The 17,567-nt window shown below is 71.1% G+C and carries 12 protein-coding genes, 3 tRNA genes and 1 pseudogene; 5 read left to right on the top strand and 11 right to left on the bottom strand.

Going from position 1 to position 17,567, the window contains the following annotated elements; all coding sequences use genetic code 11:
- Positions 1–223 precede the first annotated feature (223 nt).
- Both CP973_RS39610 and CP973_RS39615 read right to left on the bottom strand, forming a co-directional pair.
- Positions 224–1,164 (bottom strand): annotated as a pseudogene (locus CP973_RS39610) (DUF2797 domain-containing protein).
- On the bottom strand, positions 1,161–2,255 hold the full coding sequence (locus CP973_RS39615) for a GlxA family transcriptional regulator (RefSeq protein WP_244410247.1): 1,095 nt from the start codon (positions 2,253–2,255) through the stop codon (positions 1,161–1,163). The pseudogene CP973_RS39610 and the gene CP973_RS39615 overlap by 4 nt, the downstream one beginning before the upstream one ends.
- Before the next feature lie 97 nt (positions 2,256–2,352).
- Between CP973_RS39615 and CP973_RS39620 the strand changes: the two genes are divergently transcribed.
- Entirely contained in the window at positions 2,353–3,135 is a 783-nt protein-coding gene (locus CP973_RS39620; RefSeq protein WP_150249963.1) for an NAD(P)H-dependent oxidoreductase, read from the top strand.
- 61 nt (positions 3,136–3,196) lie between these two features.
- Here the strand turns inward: CP973_RS39620 and CP973_RS39625 are convergent.
- The 5 genes from CP973_RS39625 to CP973_RS39645 all read right to left on the bottom strand — a co-directional run bounded on the left by CP973_RS39625 (position 3,197) and on the right by CP973_RS39645 (position 6,082).
- A tRNA-Met gene (locus tag CP973_RS39625) sits at positions 3,197–3,270 on the bottom strand.
- A gap of 140 nt (positions 3,271–3,410) precedes the next feature.
- Positions 3,411–4,448 (bottom strand): hypothetical protein, encoded by a 1,038-nt coding sequence (locus CP973_RS39630; protein WP_150249966.1) that lies wholly within the window; start codon positions 4,446–4,448, stop codon positions 3,411–3,413.
- 280 nt (positions 4,449–4,728) lie between these two features.
- A tRNA-Arg gene (locus CP973_RS39635) sits at positions 4,729–4,801 on the bottom strand.
- A 132-nt stretch (positions 4,802–4,933) separates the two neighbouring features.
- Positions 4,934–5,653 carry an HD domain-containing protein gene (locus CP973_RS39640; RefSeq protein ID WP_244410248.1) on the bottom strand — a complete coding sequence of 240 codons (720 nt, stop codon included), beginning with the start codon at positions 5,651–5,653 and terminating at the stop codon, positions 4,934–4,936.
- Positions 5,654–5,991: 338 nt separating this feature from the next.
- Positions 5,992–6,082 (bottom strand) — tRNA-Ser (locus CP973_RS39645).
- A 382-nt stretch (positions 6,083–6,464) separates the two neighbouring features.
- Between CP973_RS39645 and CP973_RS39650 the strand changes: the two genes are divergently transcribed.
- From CP973_RS39650 to CP973_RS39660, 3 genes are all read left to right on the top strand, one after another.
- Positions 6,465–6,965, top strand: a complete 501-nt coding sequence (locus CP973_RS39650) for an SSI family serine proteinase inhibitor (RefSeq protein WP_150249970.1) — start codon at positions 6,465–6,467, stop codon at positions 6,963–6,965.
- A 193-nt stretch (positions 6,966–7,158) separates the two neighbouring features.
- A complete protein-coding gene (locus CP973_RS39655) occupies positions 7,159–11,667 on the top strand; it encodes a hybrid sensor histidine kinase/response regulator (protein WP_150249973.1) in 4,509 nt (1,502 codons plus the stop codon).
- A gap of 311 nt (positions 11,668–11,978) precedes the next feature.
- Positions 11,979–12,545, top strand: coding sequence for a DUF6886 family protein (locus tag CP973_RS39660; protein ID WP_150249976.1), 567 nt, complete (start codon positions 11,979–11,981; stop codon positions 12,543–12,545).
- 6 nt (positions 12,546–12,551) lie between these two features.
- Here the strand turns inward: CP973_RS39660 and CP973_RS39665 are convergent, their stop codons facing one another.
- The 4 genes from CP973_RS39665 to CP973_RS39680 form a co-directional block, all read right to left on the bottom strand.
- Positions 12,552–14,207, bottom strand: coding sequence for a long-chain fatty acid--CoA ligase (locus tag CP973_RS39665; protein WP_150249979.1), 1,656 nt, complete (start codon positions 14,205–14,207; stop codon positions 12,552–12,554).
- Between the two features lie 74 nt (positions 14,208–14,281).
- The gene (locus CP973_RS39670) at positions 14,282–16,024 is read right to left on the bottom strand and encodes a recombinase family protein (RefSeq protein WP_150236502.1); all 1,743 of its coding nucleotides are present in this window, start codon (positions 16,022–16,024) and stop codon (positions 14,282–14,284) included.
- Positions 16,021–16,350 (bottom strand): hypothetical protein, encoded by a 330-nt coding sequence (locus CP973_RS39675; protein WP_244409204.1) that lies wholly within the window; start codon positions 16,348–16,350, stop codon positions 16,021–16,023. The genes CP973_RS39670 and CP973_RS39675 overlap by 4 nt, the downstream gene beginning before the upstream one ends.
- Positions 16,351–16,413: 63 nt before the next feature.
- Positions 16,414–16,899 (bottom strand): helix-turn-helix domain-containing protein, encoded by a 486-nt coding sequence (locus tag CP973_RS39680; RefSeq protein ID WP_244409205.1) that lies wholly within the window; start codon positions 16,897–16,899, stop codon positions 16,414–16,416.
- A gap of 427 nt (positions 16,900–17,326) precedes the next feature.
- Between CP973_RS39680 and CP973_RS39685 the strand changes: the two genes are divergently transcribed.
- Positions 17,327–17,515 (top strand): hypothetical protein, encoded by a 189-nt coding sequence (locus CP973_RS39685; RefSeq protein ID WP_150236504.1) that lies wholly within the window; start codon positions 17,327–17,329, stop codon positions 17,513–17,515.
- Positions 17,516–17,567: the final 52 nt, after the last annotated feature.

Below are 17,567 nucleotides of genomic sequence, written 5' to 3' on the forward strand. Positions count from 1 at the left end.
TCCGGTACTGACCGGCGGGCTCCGGCACCAACCGCCAGACCTCGGGGGACCAACCGCCAGACCTCGGGTACCAACCGGCGATCTCCGGCACGACCGCCGCCAACCAGCCGACCCCATGGGCCGGGCCGACTCCGGCCCGGCCCATGGCCGTACCGACCGGCTCCTCGCCCCCGCCCCGCCGCCATCCCCTCCCGCTCCTTGGAACAAGCGCCCCCTCCAACCCCTAGAACAAGCTCCCCTGCCCGTCCTCCGCCCCACCCTTCGGCGCCCGCACCATCGCCGTAGTCACCCCACCCGTCGCACCCCGCAACACCCACCCCGCCAGCAACCGCGTATCCACCACGAACACCGTGGCCTCCGCCTCCGCCTCCGCTTCCGCCCCGGCCGCCGCCACCACGCCCCGCACATACAGATCCGCCCCCACCCCGCCACCACATCCCCCACGATCTCGTCCCCGGCCGCCGGTCCGTCCGCGACCTCGCCGACCCCCGCCGGAATCCGCTCCAGCCCGAACGCCTCCGTGTGATCCGTCCACGCGAACGCGGCCGGCTCCAGCGCCTCCGGCCATCCGGCCAGCCCACGCGCCGCCGTGTGCAGCCCGGCCAGGGCCGCCACCCGCTCCGGCACCGGCGGCAGCGCGGCCCGCGCCGCCCGCTTCTCCGCCTTCCCGAACCGGTCCCGTACGTCCAGGGCGCTCCCCAGCAGCGCCTCCGCACGCCGCGCGGCCATCAGCGGCCCGTGCCCCAGCCACGCGTACGTGATCGCCCCTTGCTCCACCAGGCGCGCGGCCCCGCGCCCGGCCGCCGTGATCCCCACCTTCAGCAGGCCGGGCCCGAAGTACGCGAGGTACACGCCGTACGTACGGGGGTCGTCGGCCATCGTGTCCGCCGCCACCGAGCGCGAACGGTCCAGGCGCGCGCAGTCGGCGCACTGGTCCCGCGTGACGCCGCTGTCGACCACCGCCGCGTACGGGCAGGCGGTCCAGCGTGCGCCGCGCCGCACGCCCAGGCAGCGCCGTTCGCCCGTCAGCGCGAACGCCAGCGCCTTGCCCGCGGGCAGCGCGCTGCGCCGCCGCTCGCCGCGCCCGGGGCTGTACCACCCGAGCCCCGGCTCGGTCCCGGCCCAGCTCGGCCCCGTACACCACCAGCCACCCGGCACACTCACTCCCCTGCACCCGCTCCCGCCCACCCGGCCGGAACGGTCCTCCCCGGAACGGTCCTCCCCGGAACGATCGTCCCCGGGGCGGCCCCGCTCCCCCTGAAAGCGCTGCGGTACGCACTCGGCGACACCCCGACCGCCGCCTGGAGGTGCTGCCGTAGCGACGCCGCCGTGCCGAAGCCCGCGTCGGCCGCCACCCGGTCCACCGGCAGTTCCGTCTCCTCCAGCAACTGCCGTGCCCGCTCGACGCGTTGCCGCGTCAGCCACTGCAACGGCGACACCCCGACCTCCTCCCGGAACCGCCGGGTGAAGGTCCGGACGCTCATCGACTCGCACGAGGCCAGGTCCCGCAGCGTCACCGGCCGGTCCAGGTGCTCCAGCGCCCAGGCGCGGGCCGCGGCCGTCGAGGAGTACTGCGGCTCGGGCACCGGACGCCGGATGTACTGGGCCTGGCCGCCCTCCCGGTGCGGCGGCACGACCGTACGCCGCGCCACCTCATTGGCCACCGCCGCCCCGTTATCACACCTGATCATGTGCAGACACAGATCGATCCCCGAGGCGACACCGGCGGACGTCAGCACGCCGTCCTCATCCGTGTACAGCACATCCGCGTCCAGCTCGATCTCCGGAAACAGCTGCCGGAACTGCTCCGCCGACCGCCAGTGCGTGGTCGCCCGCCGCCCCTTCAGCAGCCCGGCCGCCGCCAGCACGAACGAGCCCGTACAGATGGAGGCGACCCGCACCCCCGGCCGGATGCGCGCCACCGCCCGCGCCATCTCCTCGCTCAGGCAGCCGTCCTCCGCCCCGTAGTCCTGCTCCGAGGCCGGCACCACCACGGTGTCGGCCTCCGCCAGCACCTCCGGCCCGTAGCGCACATTGACCGTGAAATCCGCGTCCGTACGAAGCTCACCCGGCTCCGCCGCGCACGTCACCACCTCGTACAGCCGCCGCCCGTCGGCCGTCTCGGCATACCCGAAGAGCCGGTGGACGATCCCCAGCTCCATCGCCAGCAGCCCGTCCCGTACCAGTACGGCGACCCGATGCCGCCCGTCCTCCGCGAAGACACCCATGGCCCGATCCTGACACATGCTGGCCATCCGGCCACTCGTCCGGCCATGGCCACCACCCGCAAGATCGACCCAACGGATCCGTTCATCCCTCCGCCCCTCTACCCGAACTCCGAAAGGCATCCCCATGAAGGTCCTGTGGCTCGCGGCCCACCCCGAAGAGCGCTCCCTGAACGGCTCCCTCAAGGACGAAGGCGTGCGCGCCCTGCGCGACAACGGCCACGAGGTCCAGGTCTCCGACCTCTACGCCATGAAGTGGAACCCGGTCGTCGACGCCGACGACTTCGACCACCCCTCCGACGAGCGCCTGCACATCAGCGGTGCCGCCGAACGCGCCCTCGGCAACGGCACGTTGAGCCCCGACATCCGCGCCGAGCAGGAGAAGGTCACCTGGGCCGACACCCTGATCGTGCAGTTCCCGCTCTGGTGGTACGGCATGCCCGCCATCCTGAAGGGCTGGTTCGACCGCGTCTTCGTCAAGGGCTTCGGGTACGGCTTCAGCGACCCCGACACCGGGGCCACGCTCCGTTACGGCGACGGCCCGCTGACCGGCAAGCGCGCCATGGCCGTGGTCACCGCGGGCGCCCGTCCCGGCACCCTCGGCCCGCGCGGCGTCAACGGCGACCTCAACGACCTGCTCTTCCCCCTCCACCACGGCACCTTCTGGTACACGGGTATGAGCGCCGTCCCGCCGTTCCTGGTCTCCTCGGCCGACCGCATGACCCCCGCCGGCTTCGAGGACACCGCCGCCCGGCTCCGCACCCGCCTCCTGGAGATCCCCTCGACCCCGCCGCTTCCCTTCCGCCGCCAGAACTCCCCCGACTACGACCCGGAGACCCTCACCCTCCGCCCCGACCTCGCCCCGGACCTCACCGGCCCGGCCATCCACTACACCGACGCCGCCCGGTAAGCCCGTGCACAGAAAAAAAGACCGGTCCGGCACGTTCAACGTGCCGGACCGGTCTGCGCAGTAGCGGGGACAGGATTTGAACCTGCGACCTCTGGGTTATGAGCCCAGCGAGCTACCGAGCTGCTCCACCCCGCGTCGGTGACCCTGACTGTACGCCACCCACGCCCCCATGGGAAATCGTCGGCCCGCCGGCCTCCACGGCACCGTCCGGCCCGACGCTCGCGTCAGCCGGGTGAGCACCGAGGCGACCGGCGTCGCCCTCGCCTGCCTTCGCCCTACGTGCCCGACCTCAATCCGGCCAAGGGCGCCTGGTCCCACTGCTCCCAGTTCAGCCGCGGCGGCAGCACACTGTTCGGCCTACTGGTTCTCGTCGTTTCCCACGGCAGCTTCACCGGGCACACCGTCTCCGTGGATGTATAGAAGACAAGTGCCGGTTTTTTGTCAGGGGCGTAGCGTACGAGCATCTCACCTCCTGAGGGCCTGTGCCGGTTGACGATGTCATTGCACATTTTCTTCTCGAAGCCCGGCTGCGGCTTCCAGTACATGTGCGCACCGTGCATCACCGCCATGTTTCCCTGCTTCAGGCTGGCGACCGCGTTGTCGTAGGCGGCTTGTGTAGCGAGCCGCTTCTCCCCTTTCGCGTCCTTGATGTCGAAGATGTCGTGGTCACCCGTGAAAGGAGCCCACTTATAAGTGTTCTTCGGGTTCCCGCACGGATCCGGGTTGTTGACCTTTTTTCCCCCGGAGTACGTCCCGCACACCACCCCCTCGTGAATCTTGATTTTATTATTTTTGACCAGTTCAGCCATCTTTGCCTTCAGCTGGTCATACTCTTCCTTCCGCTGAGCGAACCGCTTCTTCAGCTTCTCCGGCGCCCCCTTACCAGGATCCTTCGGAGAGAAGAACCCCACTGTCCCCACAAAGGCCTTCTTCATGCCGAGCTGAACATCATACGAGTTGATCGTCTTGGCCTTCAGGAACTCCGGCTTGGGCAGCGCCTTGCCGCTTTTCAGCCAGGGCACCGAGTCGGGGTTTCCCGGCCGGATGTCAATCGTGTAGCGATGCTTGGCCTCATTGACCCATTTCCTGAACTTCTCCTGATTTGTTTTCGGGATGCCGCACGCTTTCTCGATGTTGTCGTGGGTTGCGGCGCCCTTACAGACGACATCGTCCGCGACGGCCGAGTCCGTGTGCGCGGGAGACGCGCCCACCGCGGATGACGGGACCGCGAAGACCGTGAAAGCTGACGTGCAGGCTGCGGCCGCAACCAGCATGCCTTTGTTCCGACGGGGGTGCTCGGTGCTGACGGTCATAGGTGACCTCTCTGTTTCTGCCCCCCTAGGGCATCCACGGGAAGCAAGGCACTCATCACCGTTCCGCGCCACGAAACCCGTGCGTACCGGCAACCGCATACAGCTCTCGTCGCCGGTCGTGACCAGGCAAACACACAGAGAAAGCCGACGCTCGCCGAGAAGAGCCGCTACACCGCAACGGCCGTCGGCCAACAGAGAACCGGCCCGTGGCACCGGGCCGCTGCCGCACGGCACGACAAAGCCCCCGTCCGGATGACCCGGCGGGGGCTTTGACCTGCTGTGCGCTCGGCAGGATTCGAACCTGCAACCTTCTGATCCGTAGTCAGATGCTCTATCCGTTAAGCTACGAGCGCTTGGCTTCCCGGCGGTTTTTCTGGCCGGTCGGCGTTGCAGAAAGAACATTACACGAACCACGCCGTGAGGCGAAATCCGACTGCCCCACCCCCTCTGACCTGCGGAAACGTCCTGGTGGTGGCGGGCGGGGGCTACTCGGGCCAGGCGGCGGCCTCGATGATCCGTACGAAGTTCGGGCGGATGTAGTCCGGATCGAAGCGGGCCAGGACGTCGGCCTTGACGTTGCCGAAGGTGGTCTCCGGGCGGTGGGCGATGCCCTGGTGGAAGGCCCGGAGGATGCGGCGCTTGAAGTCGGGGCGGGGGTGGGCCGTGAGGATCTCGTCGCGGGTATCCGGCGGGAGGGTGTCGTAGCCGATGCCGAGGACGTCGAGTTCGACGCCGACGGTGACCAGGGCGATCTCCGGGGCCATGCGGTGCGGGATCTCCGGCGTGGTGTGCAGGGCGATGGCCTCCCAGGCGAGGCGGGCGCGGTCCGCCGGGACGCCGTGGGCGGTCAGGAAGCGGCGGGCCTCGTCGGCGCCGTCCAGCTCGAAGCGCTGGTGGGAAGCGCGGTAGCGCTCGGTCAGGCCGAGGTCGTGGAAGAGGGCGCCGACGTAGAGGAGCTCCGCGTCGAAGGCCAGGTCCCGCTCGCGGCCGTGCCGGGCGCCGAAGAGGTAGACCCGGCGGGAGTGGTGGTAGATCAGCTCGTCGGTGGTGTCCCGGATCAGCTCGGTGGCCTCCCGGGCCAGCTTGCTGTCGGGGATGGGGATGCCGGCGATGTGGGTGTGGGTGGTGTGCGCGGTGTGGGTGGCGCGGCGGGTGGCGGTGGGGTCGTCCGGGGCGGGGGGTGTCTGGTCGCGGTCGCTCGTCATGGCACCAGGGTGGCGGGGACACCGGTGCGTGCGCCTGTGCTGTTCCGGCCAGGTACGGGGCGAAGGGGGCGGCGGCCGTCGGAGGCGGCGGCCGTCGGGCGGCGGCCCTCGGAGGTGGCGGCCCTCGGAGGTGGCGGCCCTCGGAGGCGGCGGCCCTCGGAGGCGGCGGCCATCGGAGGCGGCGGCCGTCGGATGCGAACGGCTGGTTCGGTGCGGCGCCCTGCGGCGGATTGGGTGCGGCATGCGGGCGTGAACGCGGACGTACGGCTGGGAATGCGGACGTACGGGTGGAAAGCGTCAGGCCCCGGTCGTGGTGACCGGGGCCTGACGAAACAGAGCGGAGGCGGAGGGATTTGAACCCTCGATGGGCTTTAAAACCCAAACCGCATTAGCAGTGCGGCGCCATAGACCGGACTAGGCGACGCCTCCACACACCTCGATCGCGCGTGAGCGCGATGTGGCGTGACCAGATGATGGCACAGCACCGTGCGCTGTCACCAATCGACCCCTACGGTACTCGGCCCACGGGCCGCCCGGCAAAGGTATTCGGAGGGTGGTTCGGCAGCGGCTCGGGCGCTCCGGCCCGGCCGCCCGGTGGATCGAACACGGCCCAAACAGCGGCCGGGCGGGCGGTGTCGCGCAACGTCGTGCCCGGGGGCGCGTTAGACGCAGCGGGAGCTGCGGGGAGGGGACGGGTCCCGGCGGAAACGCTTCCGCCCCGGTCCCGGCCCGGCCCCGGCTCTGTCCCCGTACCCACATCCGTACCCGTACCCCCGTGGTACGCCGTACCCCGTACCCCCTGGAGTCCGCGATGCCCCACCGCCGGCTGTCCCGCTTCGCCACGGCTGCCCTCACCGCCACCGCCACCGTCACCACCACCGCCGCCCTCGCCCTGACGGGCCCGGTCGCCGCGGCCGCCCCCGCCGATGTCGCTGTCGGATCCCCGTCCGTGACGGCGCCGATCCCTCTGCTGCCCCGCTCCTCCGACCACCTCACGGTCACCGTCAGCGGCACCGGGAAGGCGGCCAAGGACGGTACGTACGAGCTGTACTGCCACCCGGCCCGGGGCACCCACACCGACGCGCGCGGTGCCTGCGACAAGCTCGACAGTCTGACCCGTTGGGGCAAGGACCTGTTCGCGGGTGTGCCCAAGGGGAGCCGGTGCACGATGCAGTACGGCGGGCCCGCGACCGCGCGGATCACCGGTACCTGGGCGGGGCGCACGGTGAACGCCCAGTTCAAGCGCACCGACGGATGTGAGATCGGCCGCTGGGACCGGTTCGTACCGGTGCTGCCCGCGGTCGCTTCGTGACGGAGAAGCGGGCCAGTTCAGGACGCGGGGCACATGTCGGGCGTGCCACGAGTCGCACAATCCCGTGGCACTACCTCCTCGTCATCCGTCTCCGCGTCCTCATCCGCTGCCCGTAGACTCCCTTCCAGTGACCCGCCACGGATGTGTCGGCGAACTCGGCAAGGTGCGGTAACTGCAGGGAGGAAGCGTCGTCGTGAGCAGCAGGCCATCCCGAGGCGCTGCTCGCCTCGCAGCCATACTCGACGCCCTGCCGGACGCGTTGCTGCTGGTCAACTGCAACGGCACGGTCGTCAACGCGAACGCCATCGCCCTGGAGACCTTCGAGGCCCCGGGCACCGCCCTGGTGGGCCGGGGGCTGCTCGACCTGCTGCCGGCCTTCGACTCCAAGCGCATCCCCGGCTCCATGCGGCGCCGGGACGAGGAGGACCAGGGCCCGCGTACGAAGCCCACCCGGATGGTCGCCCGGCGCACCGACGGCAGCGAGCTGCTGGTCGAGGTGACCAGCGCGAACCTGGAGGACGGCCGTACACCGTACGAGTCCGCCTTCGAGGCCGCCTACGCCGACCACCGCAACGGCTACACCGGTGACGAGCTGCTGATGCTCGTCGTGCGGGACCTGACCGGCACGCTGGACACCGAGACCGAGCTGGCCCGCCAGCAGCGGCAGACCGAGATGATCCTGCGCGCGGCGGCCGAGGGCGTCGTCGGTGTCGACTCCGAGGGCAAGGTCGTCCTGGTCAACCCGTCAGCCGCGCAGATCCTCGGTTACCGGGCGAGCGAGCTGGGCGGCAAGGAGCTGCACCCGCTCATCCACCACTCGCGGGCCGACGGCACGCCGCTGCCCTGGGAGGAGACGCCGCTCGCCGACTCCCTGCGCTCCGGGCGCAAGCACCGGGTGCGCGGGCAGGCGCTGTGGGCCAAGGACGGCCGGTCGGTGCCGGTGGACCTGACGACCGCGCCGGTACGCGACGGCGACCAGCTCGTCGGCGCGGTGATGACGTTCACCGACCGGCGGCCGTACGACGCGCTGGCGGCGCGCCACGCGCAGTTGCTCGCCGTACTGGACCAGTCGCTGCGCGGCCCGCTGGAGGAGCTGAAGGCGGAGCTGGGCACGCTGGCGTCCGACCCGGCCGGCCAGCTGTGGCCGGAGGCGAACCAGATCCTGCACCACCTCGCCGCCGGGTACGCGCGGATGACGACGCTGGTCGACAACGTGCTGAGCTACCAGCGCCTGGACGCGGGCGGCGAGCGCCTCGAACGGGACACGGTCTCGCTCGACGCGGTCGTGGCGGCCGGTGTCGAGGGCGCGATCGAGCTGATCGGCCCGGGCCGCGCCCAGTTCGCGGTGCACGCGCCGCCGATCGACGCCGAGGTGGACCCGGTGCGGCTCGCGCAGGCGCTCTCCCACCTGATCGCGGATGTCGCGGGCGTGGACGCCACGGGCAAGGCCGGTGGCGGCGGGTCCGAGGCCGCTTCCGGGGACTCGACGATCGTGGTGGCGGCCGCGCAGCGCGGCGAGGTCGTACGGATCGAGGTGCGCGGCCCGTACGGTGGCGGCAACCCGGTCCACGCGCCGATCGTGCGCGGCATCGTCCGGCAGCACGGCGGCGTCCTGCAGACGCACGAGGTGCCGGGCGCGGGCGGCAGCGCGTACGTACTGGAAGTGCCCGTGTCGGCCAGTGGCGCCCCGGTTTCCGGCGCGGCGGGCGCGGACCGCGCGCGCGAGGCCACCGGCAACGAGACGACCGTCATGCCGGTGCCTGCGGAGCGTGCGCGGGGGACGCAGCAGCAGGGCGAGAAGAAGACGCAGGGAGCGCAGGGAGCGCAGGGAGCGCAGGGAACTCAAGGAGCGCAGGGGGCGCAGGGGGCGCCCGGCAGTGTCGGTGCGGGCCGTACGGACAGCGAGGGCGAGGACACGCCCACTGGGCGGCGGCGTGCACGACGCGGCGACGTACCCGTACAGCAGCAGCCGGGCGAGGGCACGGCGACGGCCGGGGACGCTCGTGGCGGCGGCGCCGGCCAGGTGCCCCGCGCGCGCAGCGAGGCCGACGCGGCCGGAGCGCAGGGGCCGGTGCCCGGCAGCGGGGGTACGGGTCCGGGCGGCGACGGGCCTACGGGCGCCGCGCCGGGCGGGCCCGGGATGCCGCAGGGCACGGCCGGGATGCCGCAGGGCATGGCCGGGGCCGAGGTCGTACCGCCGGGTGGGCGGCGCCGGGCCCAGGACGCGCCTGAGGGCGCCGAGCGGACCGCGCTCCCGGCCGTCGCGGGGATCCCGCAGGGGCCGGGCCAGGTGGCCCATGGCGGCCCGGCGCAGGGCGGTCAGGCTCAGGGTGGCCAGGTTCAGGGCGGTCCGGTGCAGGGCGGTCCGGCGCAGGGCGGTCCGGCACAGGGCGGTCCGGCACAGGGCGGTCCGGCTCACGGTGGCCAGGTCCAGGGTGGTCAGGTCCAGCCGACCGGGCGCCGGGCACGCCGGACGCTGGCGGACGCGGCCGAACGGCCGATCCCGAACCAGCCGCAGGCCGCACAGGCCGGGGTCCGTAACCAGAACTCGGCGTTCGCGCTGCCGCCCGCCGCCGCCGACCAGCTTCCGCAGTCCCCCCTGCCCGCGCTGCCGGTCCTGCCCGGCCAGGCCGCGGGGCCGCACGGCGGTGGCGGTGGCGGTGTCGGTGTCGGTACGGGCGCGGGTACAAGCACAGGTACAGGCCCGGGTGCCGCCGTGGGCACAGGCACGGAAGCGAGCCCGGGTACGGGCCGCCGTCGCGCCCGTACGGCTGCCCCGGGGGCCGTCGGCGAGCAGGCCGCCGTGGCGGCCGACTCCGGCGTACCCGAGGGCGATTGGGGCGCCGGGCCGACCGGGCGGCGCCGTGCGCGGCGGGCCGCCGCCGAGGAGCGGGCGGCTGCCGCGATGGCCGACTCGGAGTCGACGGGCACGTTCGTGGCCGGTCCCGAGGGTCTGGTCGCGCATCCCATGGAGGACGGGCCGGTGGCCGGTCCCGTAGCCGCTGCGGCGGCCGGGGAGGGCCGGCCCGTGCCCACCGGGCGGCGGCGCGGACGGCCCAGCCCGGCGGAGGTCGAGGCAGGGGAGCAGGAGCGGGGACAGCAGGAGCGGGGACAGCAGGTTCCCGGTCAGCAGGTTCCCGGTCAGCAGGGAGAGCCGCAGGCGCAGCCCGGCGATCCGGCACGCCCCGGCCAGCCCGGACACCCCGCCCAGCCCGGACACTCCGGAAGCGCCGGACACCCCGTACAGCCCAACCAGCACGCACAGTCGGGCCAGCCCGCGCAGCCGGGCCAGCCCGACGTCCTCGGCACCCCCGGCTCCCCTGGCGCCCCCGGTACCCCCGGAGCCCCCCAACAGCCCGTACCTGACTCGGCCACGTCCCGGAGGCCGCTGGCCACGCCCGCTTCGCCGGAGGCGGCAGGGGACGACGACGCGGCGGACGGTCATGCCGCGGGCCACTCCCACGGGCGCGCGTTCAATGTGCGGACGCTCGGGCAGGGTGTGCCGTTCTCGCAGCAGATCGCCGACCAGCAGCGCCCGGCCGCACCCGGCACCCCCGCGGCTGGCGCCCCTGCACCCGGCACCCCCGCGCCCGGCTCGGGGCGCCGCCGCAAGCTGGCCCAGCCGCCGCAGGATGCCGAGCGCGCGGCCGATGCCGCCGAGGCCCGGCCGCACCCGCAGCCCGGCGCCCACGTACCGGGCCAGGCCGCCCAGCCGCACCCGGCACCGCAGGCCCAGCCCCAGCAGCAACCGCCGCACCAGCAGAGCCAGCAGCCCCAGCAGCACGCACAGAACCAACAGCCCCCGCAGCAACTCCAGCATTCGCAGCACCCCCAGCAACACCTGCTGAACTCCTCCGAAGGCCGCGCCTTCGCCGTCTCCGCGCCCGACGAGGGCAGCGAGGGCCCCGAGCCGCTGGACGGCCCGAACGGCGCCGTCGAGGTGACCGAGCCGCAACCGCAGCCGATGGACGACGAGTTGCCACCGGAGCCGCTGGACAACCCGCGCCGGCTGCTGGTCTGGCCCGCGCCGGACGTCTCCACCCAGCAGGCGCTGAGCGACCGCGGCTACCGCCCGGTCATCGTCAACTCCCGCGAGGAGGTGGACGCGCAGATCGCCGCGTACCCGGCGGCGCTGTTCGTCGACCCGCTGACCGGGCCGATCACGCGCACCGCCCTCCAGTCGCTGCGCACGGCGGCGGTCGCGGCCGAGGTGCCGGTGCTGGTGACGGCCGGTCTCGGCCAGGCGACGCGGGAGGCCGCGTACGGTGCCGACCCGGCCGTGCTCCTGAAGGCGCTCGCACCGCGCGACAGCGAGCAGCACCCGCCGCGGGTCCTGCTGACCGAGGAGAACGACGCGGTCGCCGGAGCGCTGACCACCTCGCTGGAGCGGCGCGGCATGCAGGTCGCGCGCGCGGCGACGGACGCGGACGCGGTGAATCTGGCGGCCCAGATGCGGCCGAACCTGGTGGTGATGGACCTGATGCAGGTACGCCGCCGCCGGGCCGGAATCGTCGACTGGCTGCGTTCGAACGGCCTGCTCAACCGCACCCCGCTGGTCGTCTACACCTCGGCCGACCTGGACCCGGCCCAGCTCCCGCGCCTCGCCGCGGGCGAGACCGTCCTCTTCCTGGCCGAGCGCTCGACGAGCGCGGAGGTGCAGTCCCGGATCGTCGACCTGCTCGCGAAGATCGGCACGAACTGACCGAGGCGAGTACGAGCACAGCGGGTACAAGCACGGCGAGTACGAGCACCGCGGGTACGAGCGAGGCTGGTACGACCACAGCGGGTACAAGCACAGCGGGTACAAGCACGGCTGGTACGAGCACAGCGGGTACGACCACAGCAGGTACAAGCACGCCTGGTACGACCACAGCAGGTACGAGCGAGGCGAGTACGACCACAGCAGGTACGCGCGCAGCGGGAACGAGCGCAGCGAGAACGAGCACGGCGGCGCGCCACCCACCACCGCGAATTCCGTGGTGGCGCACCGCCCGTCTCCGGTAGAAACGCCGCATGCGCCCCGCCCCCGGTGAAGTCCTGCACTTTTCCGAAGACCCCACGATCACGCGGTTCGTGCCGCACGTCGCCCCGACCGCGCGGCAGCCCGAGGCCTACGTCTGGGCCGTCGACGGCGACCGCGCGCCGGACTACTGGTTTCCACGCCAGTGCCCGCGGGCCATGGCCTGGACGGTACCGGGCACGACCGCCGCGGACCGTACCCGCGTCCTCGGGCCGGGTGGGGGCGAGCGGGTACACGCGATCGAGTACCGCTGGCTGGACCGCATTCGTACCACCGAGCTGTTCGCCTACCGGCTCCCGGCCGCGGCCTTCCGCCCGTTCGGCGAGCCGGTGCCGAGCGCGGTCGTGGCGACGGAGCCCGTCGTACCGCTCGGGCCGCCCGAGCCGGTGGGCGACCTGCTGAAGCTGCACCAGGACGCCGGGATCCAGCTCCGGGTGCTCGACAACTTGTGGGGCTTCTGGGACGGGGTGATCACCAGCACGCTCGGCTTCAGCGGCATCCGGCTGCGCAACGCGCAGCCGGCACCGACTCCCGCTCCCGCCTTCACCCCACCCGCATGAGCCTCCTCAACTCCCCACCCGCGTAACCGTCAACTCCCCGTCCGCGTACTGCTTGCGCAGTACCTTCTTGTCGAACTTGCCGACGCTCGTCTTCGGTACGGACGCCACCACCGTCCACCGCTCCGGCAGCTGCCAGCGCGCCACCCGCTCGCCGAGGAAGGCCCGCAGTTCCTCGAAGGCCGCGCCGGCGCCCTCCCGCAGCACCACGGCGGCCAGCGGGCGCTCGCCCCACTTCTCGTCCGGTACGGCCACCACCGCGGCCTCCGCCACCTCCGGGTGGGCCATCAGGTGGTTCTCCAGCTCGACGGACGAGATCCACTCGCCACCGGACTTGATCACGTCCTTGGCCCGGTCGGTCAGCGTCAGATAGCCGTCCGGCGTGATCGTTCCGACGTCGCCGGTACGCAGCCAGCCGTCCGGGCTGAACTTGTCACCGGGCCGCTGGTCGGCGCCCTCCGTACCGCCGTAGTACGCGCCCGCGATCCACGGCCCGCGCACCTCCAGCTCCCCCGCCGACTCCCCGTCCCACGGCAGGTGGGCCCCGTCCGGGCCGACGAGCCGGGCCTCCACCGAGGCGGGGAACCGGCCCTGCATCCCGCGGTACGCCCACTCCTCGTCGCCGCTGACACCGGCCGGCGGGTGCGAGACCGTGCCGAGCGGCGAGGTCTCGGTCATGCCCCAGGCGTGCACCACGCGCAGCCCGTGTCGTTCCTCGAAGGCGCGCATCAGGGACGGGGGACACGCGGAACCGCCGATGACGACGTTGCGCAGCGAGGTGACGTCCCGCTTCGTGGCGTCCAGCTCTCCGAGCAGGCCCTGCCAGATGGTGGGTACGGCGGCGGCGATGGTCGGCCGTACGATCTCGATCATCTCGGCCAGCGGCGCCGGCTGGAGGAAGCGGTCCGGCATCAGCAGCGAGGCGCCCGCCATGAAGGAGGCGTGCGGCAGGCCCCAGGCGTTGACGTGGAACATGGGTGTCAAAGGGAAACAGACATCCCGCGCGGTGAGGCCGAAAGCATCACCGCAGTTGACCTGCATGGAGTGCAGGTAGATCGAGCGATGGCTGTAGGCCACGCCCTTTGGGTTTCCGGTGGTCCCGGAGGTGTAGCAGATGCCGGCGGCTGCTCGTTCGTCCAGCTTGGGCCAGTCGTACGAGGTTGGTCGGTCGGCGATCAGTTGCTCGTAGTCGTGCACGGTGGCAGTGACACCGTCGAGGGCTGAGCGGTCCCCGGGGCCGCTGACCACCACATGCCGTACGGCCGGCAGGTGCGGCAGCAACGGCGCGAGGAGTGGCAGCAGGCTGCCATCCACGATGATGATGGGGTCTGCGGCGTGGTTGGCGATCCACACCAGTTGTTCGGCAGGTACCCGCAGGTTGAGGGTGTGCAGTACCGCCCCCATGGAGGGAACGGCAAAGTACGTTTCCAGGTGCTCGGCGTTGTTCCACATGAGCGTTCCCACCACGCTCGACTCTCGCACTCCCAGTTCGTCATGGAGTGCGTGCGCGAGCTGTGCGGCCCGGGCGCCCACTTCGGCGTAGGTGCGGCGGCGGGGATCACCCTCGCCTGTCCAAGTGGTTACCTGAGCTTGGCCATGGACCGTTGACCCGTGGGTCAAGATCCGTGAGACCAGCAGGGGTACGTCTTGCATCGTGCTTTGCACCGGGAGCCTCCTTGCGCCTTGCTACGCGCGGGTAAGTTCCTGGCGATTGTGCTGGTGTTCCTCGCGGTATGTCACTACCCCGCTACGGCTTCGCGGTCGGCGGCGCGGCTCCACAGGTCGGCGGGGGACCAGTCGGGGCGCGTGCCGAACGGCCCGCGGCAGATCCTCTTGGGGGCCCATGGGTCGGGTTCCCAGACAGGATGGATCTCGGCACGTACGGACTTCAGCTTGCCCTCATCGTCTCGGATGTCGTGGAAGACGACCCGGCGTACGAGCTGCCGCAGCATCGCATTCCGCTCGATCGGCTTGAACGTCTCCCACTCTTCAAGCAGGCCGACGATCATTTCGCGGAAGTCGGAGCGCGCCGGCAGTGCCTCGACCGCGCCCAGCTCCGCTAGTTGCTTGGTCAACGCTCCTTTCTTCCCGAGCCATTTGTCGCGTACGCGCGCGAAGGAGTCGGACGGGTACTTTTCCGGGTTCAGTGCGTTGTCCTCAACCAACCGGTCGAGGGCGTCGTCGACCTTTTTCAACTCCCGGTTGATCCAGTCACGTTCGCGCTGGTGTGCGATGCGCGGGTCGACGGGTGGCGCGGTGTCGCTCGGTGTCGCGGGGGCGGCGTCGATGTCGGCGGCGAGCTGTTCCCGTCCGAGCCAGTCGAAAACCTCGTCTTCCGCCTGTTCCCGCTTCACGTTGATGCCGCCCGGGCAGGCCAGTTTCGACACGTTCTTGTGTCGGCTGCACACGAGCCAGTGCCCGCGTATCTGCACGCCTTTCACGGTGTCTGAGGCGTGGCTCATGTGGTATCGGCATCGTCCGTGAGCGGTCAGGCCGCTAAGCGTGTAGGTGGCCTTGCGGGCGCGGGGCGGTATCTTCTTGGATTGGGCGCGGTGGGCTTTGTACTCCTCCCATACGTCCGGCTCGATGATCTTCGGCTGTGCCCCGGGCACGAACAGGATTCGCCCATTGGGGCACTTGCTCATGTTCGGGTTTGTGCCGTATCCGCACCGGCATTCCGGGTCGTGCATACGGAGCAGTCCCGCCGCAAATCCACTGTCCATGTATCGGGCGATTGTGCTGGTGTGCCACAGGCCGCCGCGGGTCGTTGGGATGGCCAGTTCTTCGTTGAGCCAATGGGCGATGGTGTTAAGCCCTTGAGGGACTGGGGCGGCGAGCTTCCGCTCGTACATTTCTTCGGCGATGGGCGCGAAGTCGGGGTGAAGGGTGTACCGCTCTTCTTGCAGGCGCCATCCGCCCGGCATGGACGGGTCGGGTACGCGGCGCGGATGCCAGGTGTACCCGAAGCGCGGGCGCCCGGTCGCCGGTAGCTGGTTCTTGATGCGGAATTCGTGGGTCTCGCGCCACTGTTCGCCGGCGCGGTTGCTCTCGAAGTTGCCGAACGCGAAGATCATTTCTCGTTGCAGCTCGCCCACGGCAGTTCGGGCGTCGACGGGTTCTGTCGCCGATTCCAGCTCGCCGCCGACGGCTTCAAGACGCGCGAGGGCGGCGGAGTTGCCCGTTCGGTTGCGCCCGAATCGGGAGTATCGCCACACGGCAATGCCGCGCGCCTCGCCGGATTCAACGCGCTCGATGGCGCTCATAATCTTGCGCTTGAAGTTCCGGCCGGTCGCGTCGAGGTCAACGACCATCGGTTCGAGCAGGCGGCGGCCGGTGCGCGCCGCCCATGCCCTGATTGCTGCCTCTTGCAGTTCGGGGCTGATCTTCTCCTCTTTCCACGTGGAGACGCGGATGTACCCGATCCAGGCGTCGCCGGTGCCCGGTGCGCTCCGGAATGTGGGTGGTATGTGCAGGTCGCTCACTGTGCCTTCCGTTCGGGTCGGTCGGTGTGGTGCGGGCGCAGTGTGATCACGTTGCCCGCGACCTGCTCGACGTGGCAGGGTCGCCCGCCTTTCGGGGGCGCGGTGTGCTGGTCGAGGAGGCCGCGCGCGACGTGTTCGAGGGCGCGGCGGTATCCGGCGTTGTCCGCTTCCGCGAGTTGGTCGGCGGTGACGCGCTGGGAGTCGCGTACAGCGCGGGTGATGAGCAGGGGCACGGCAGTGATGACGATGAACAGCCCGACCTGCCACGCGTCGTCATTGTCGACGAGCAGCCCGACGACGCCCAATGCGAGCCCGATTGCGAGCAAGGCGGGGGCGGTTGCGGCCGGGATTCGGTTCTTCACTGGGGGTGCCTCCGTGCGGTTGTGCTGCTAGTTCTCGGCGGTGTGTGTGCCGCCGTTGGTGGCTCGTTGACGTTGCAGGGTCTCGGTCATGTTGATGAATAGCTCGCGTTTGTGGGGGTCGACGATGCCCAGTTCGTCAGCGGCCTGTTCGGGCGTCATGGGGGTGTGGCGCGGTTGAGGTGATCGGACGTTTTCCAGTTCGCCGGCGCTGAGGATTCCTGCCGCAACGAGGACTTCGCCGAGTGGGAGGTCGAGGGCGTCGGCGAGTTGTTGCAGGGTGCGGGTTTCGGTGGTGGTCTGCCCGCTGAGCATTCGGCTTACGGTGCCGGCGCTTAGGCCGCTGTCCTTGATGAATCGGGTCTGCCCGCCGCCTCTGGGCCGCAGGTCGTAGCCGCGGCGTTCCAGTTGCTTCCGCAGCCAGGCGGCGAACTGTTCGGGAGATGTGCGCTCGCTACCGCGCACGGACCTATGTTCCATGGATGGAACATACCGCGCATGGATGGTCGTGCGCATGGGCGCTTTCGGCCAGGGGTGGCCGGTGTCCGATACATGCCGGTTCCCCCCTATCTCGATCGAACGTGCGACCGATTCTGATGGGGACGGCAAGCACTTGTCAATGGCATATGAAGCGAACCGCCCGGTTTGTTTTTCATGATCCCGACGACTGCACGGTGTCGCACTCCTGTGCTACGTTCCATCCATGGACGGAGGTTTCCGACCATGGAGGGAGCAGACTCGTGTATGACCGGACTCTGTTGATCACCGCTGCCCGGCAGGCTGGCGACCTCACCCCGTCTGACACGGCAAAGAGGTTGAAGGTTGCGCGGAATACGGCGTGGCGCCTGTGGCGCGGGCACACCGCGCCAAGTGCCGCTGTAGCCGCGGCAGTTCAGGAGCACTACGGCGTGAGCGCCGGTCACCTGCTTAAGCGGGTGGCCGCATGAGTGCCGCTGTGATCCCCCGCGAGCAGGCCATCGCCAACGCGCGCCGCGTGCTCGACGCCGCACGCCGCCGCCGCGACATGGACCGCGCCGCCGGGCGCCTGCCCGCCGAGGTCGAGCTGATCATGCGTCGCCTCGAACGCGAGCAGCGCAAGCGATCTGCCGACGCGCACCGCATCGCCGCCTGAGATCCCCGAGCGGGCCGCCCGGATGCCGCCGAACGGCCCGCGTCACGACCGC

The organism is Streptomyces albofaciens JCM 4342 (assembly GCF_008634025.1).
GTDB classification, from domain to species: Bacteria; Actinomycetota; Actinomycetes; order Streptomycetales; family Streptomycetaceae; genus Streptomyces; species Streptomyces albofaciens.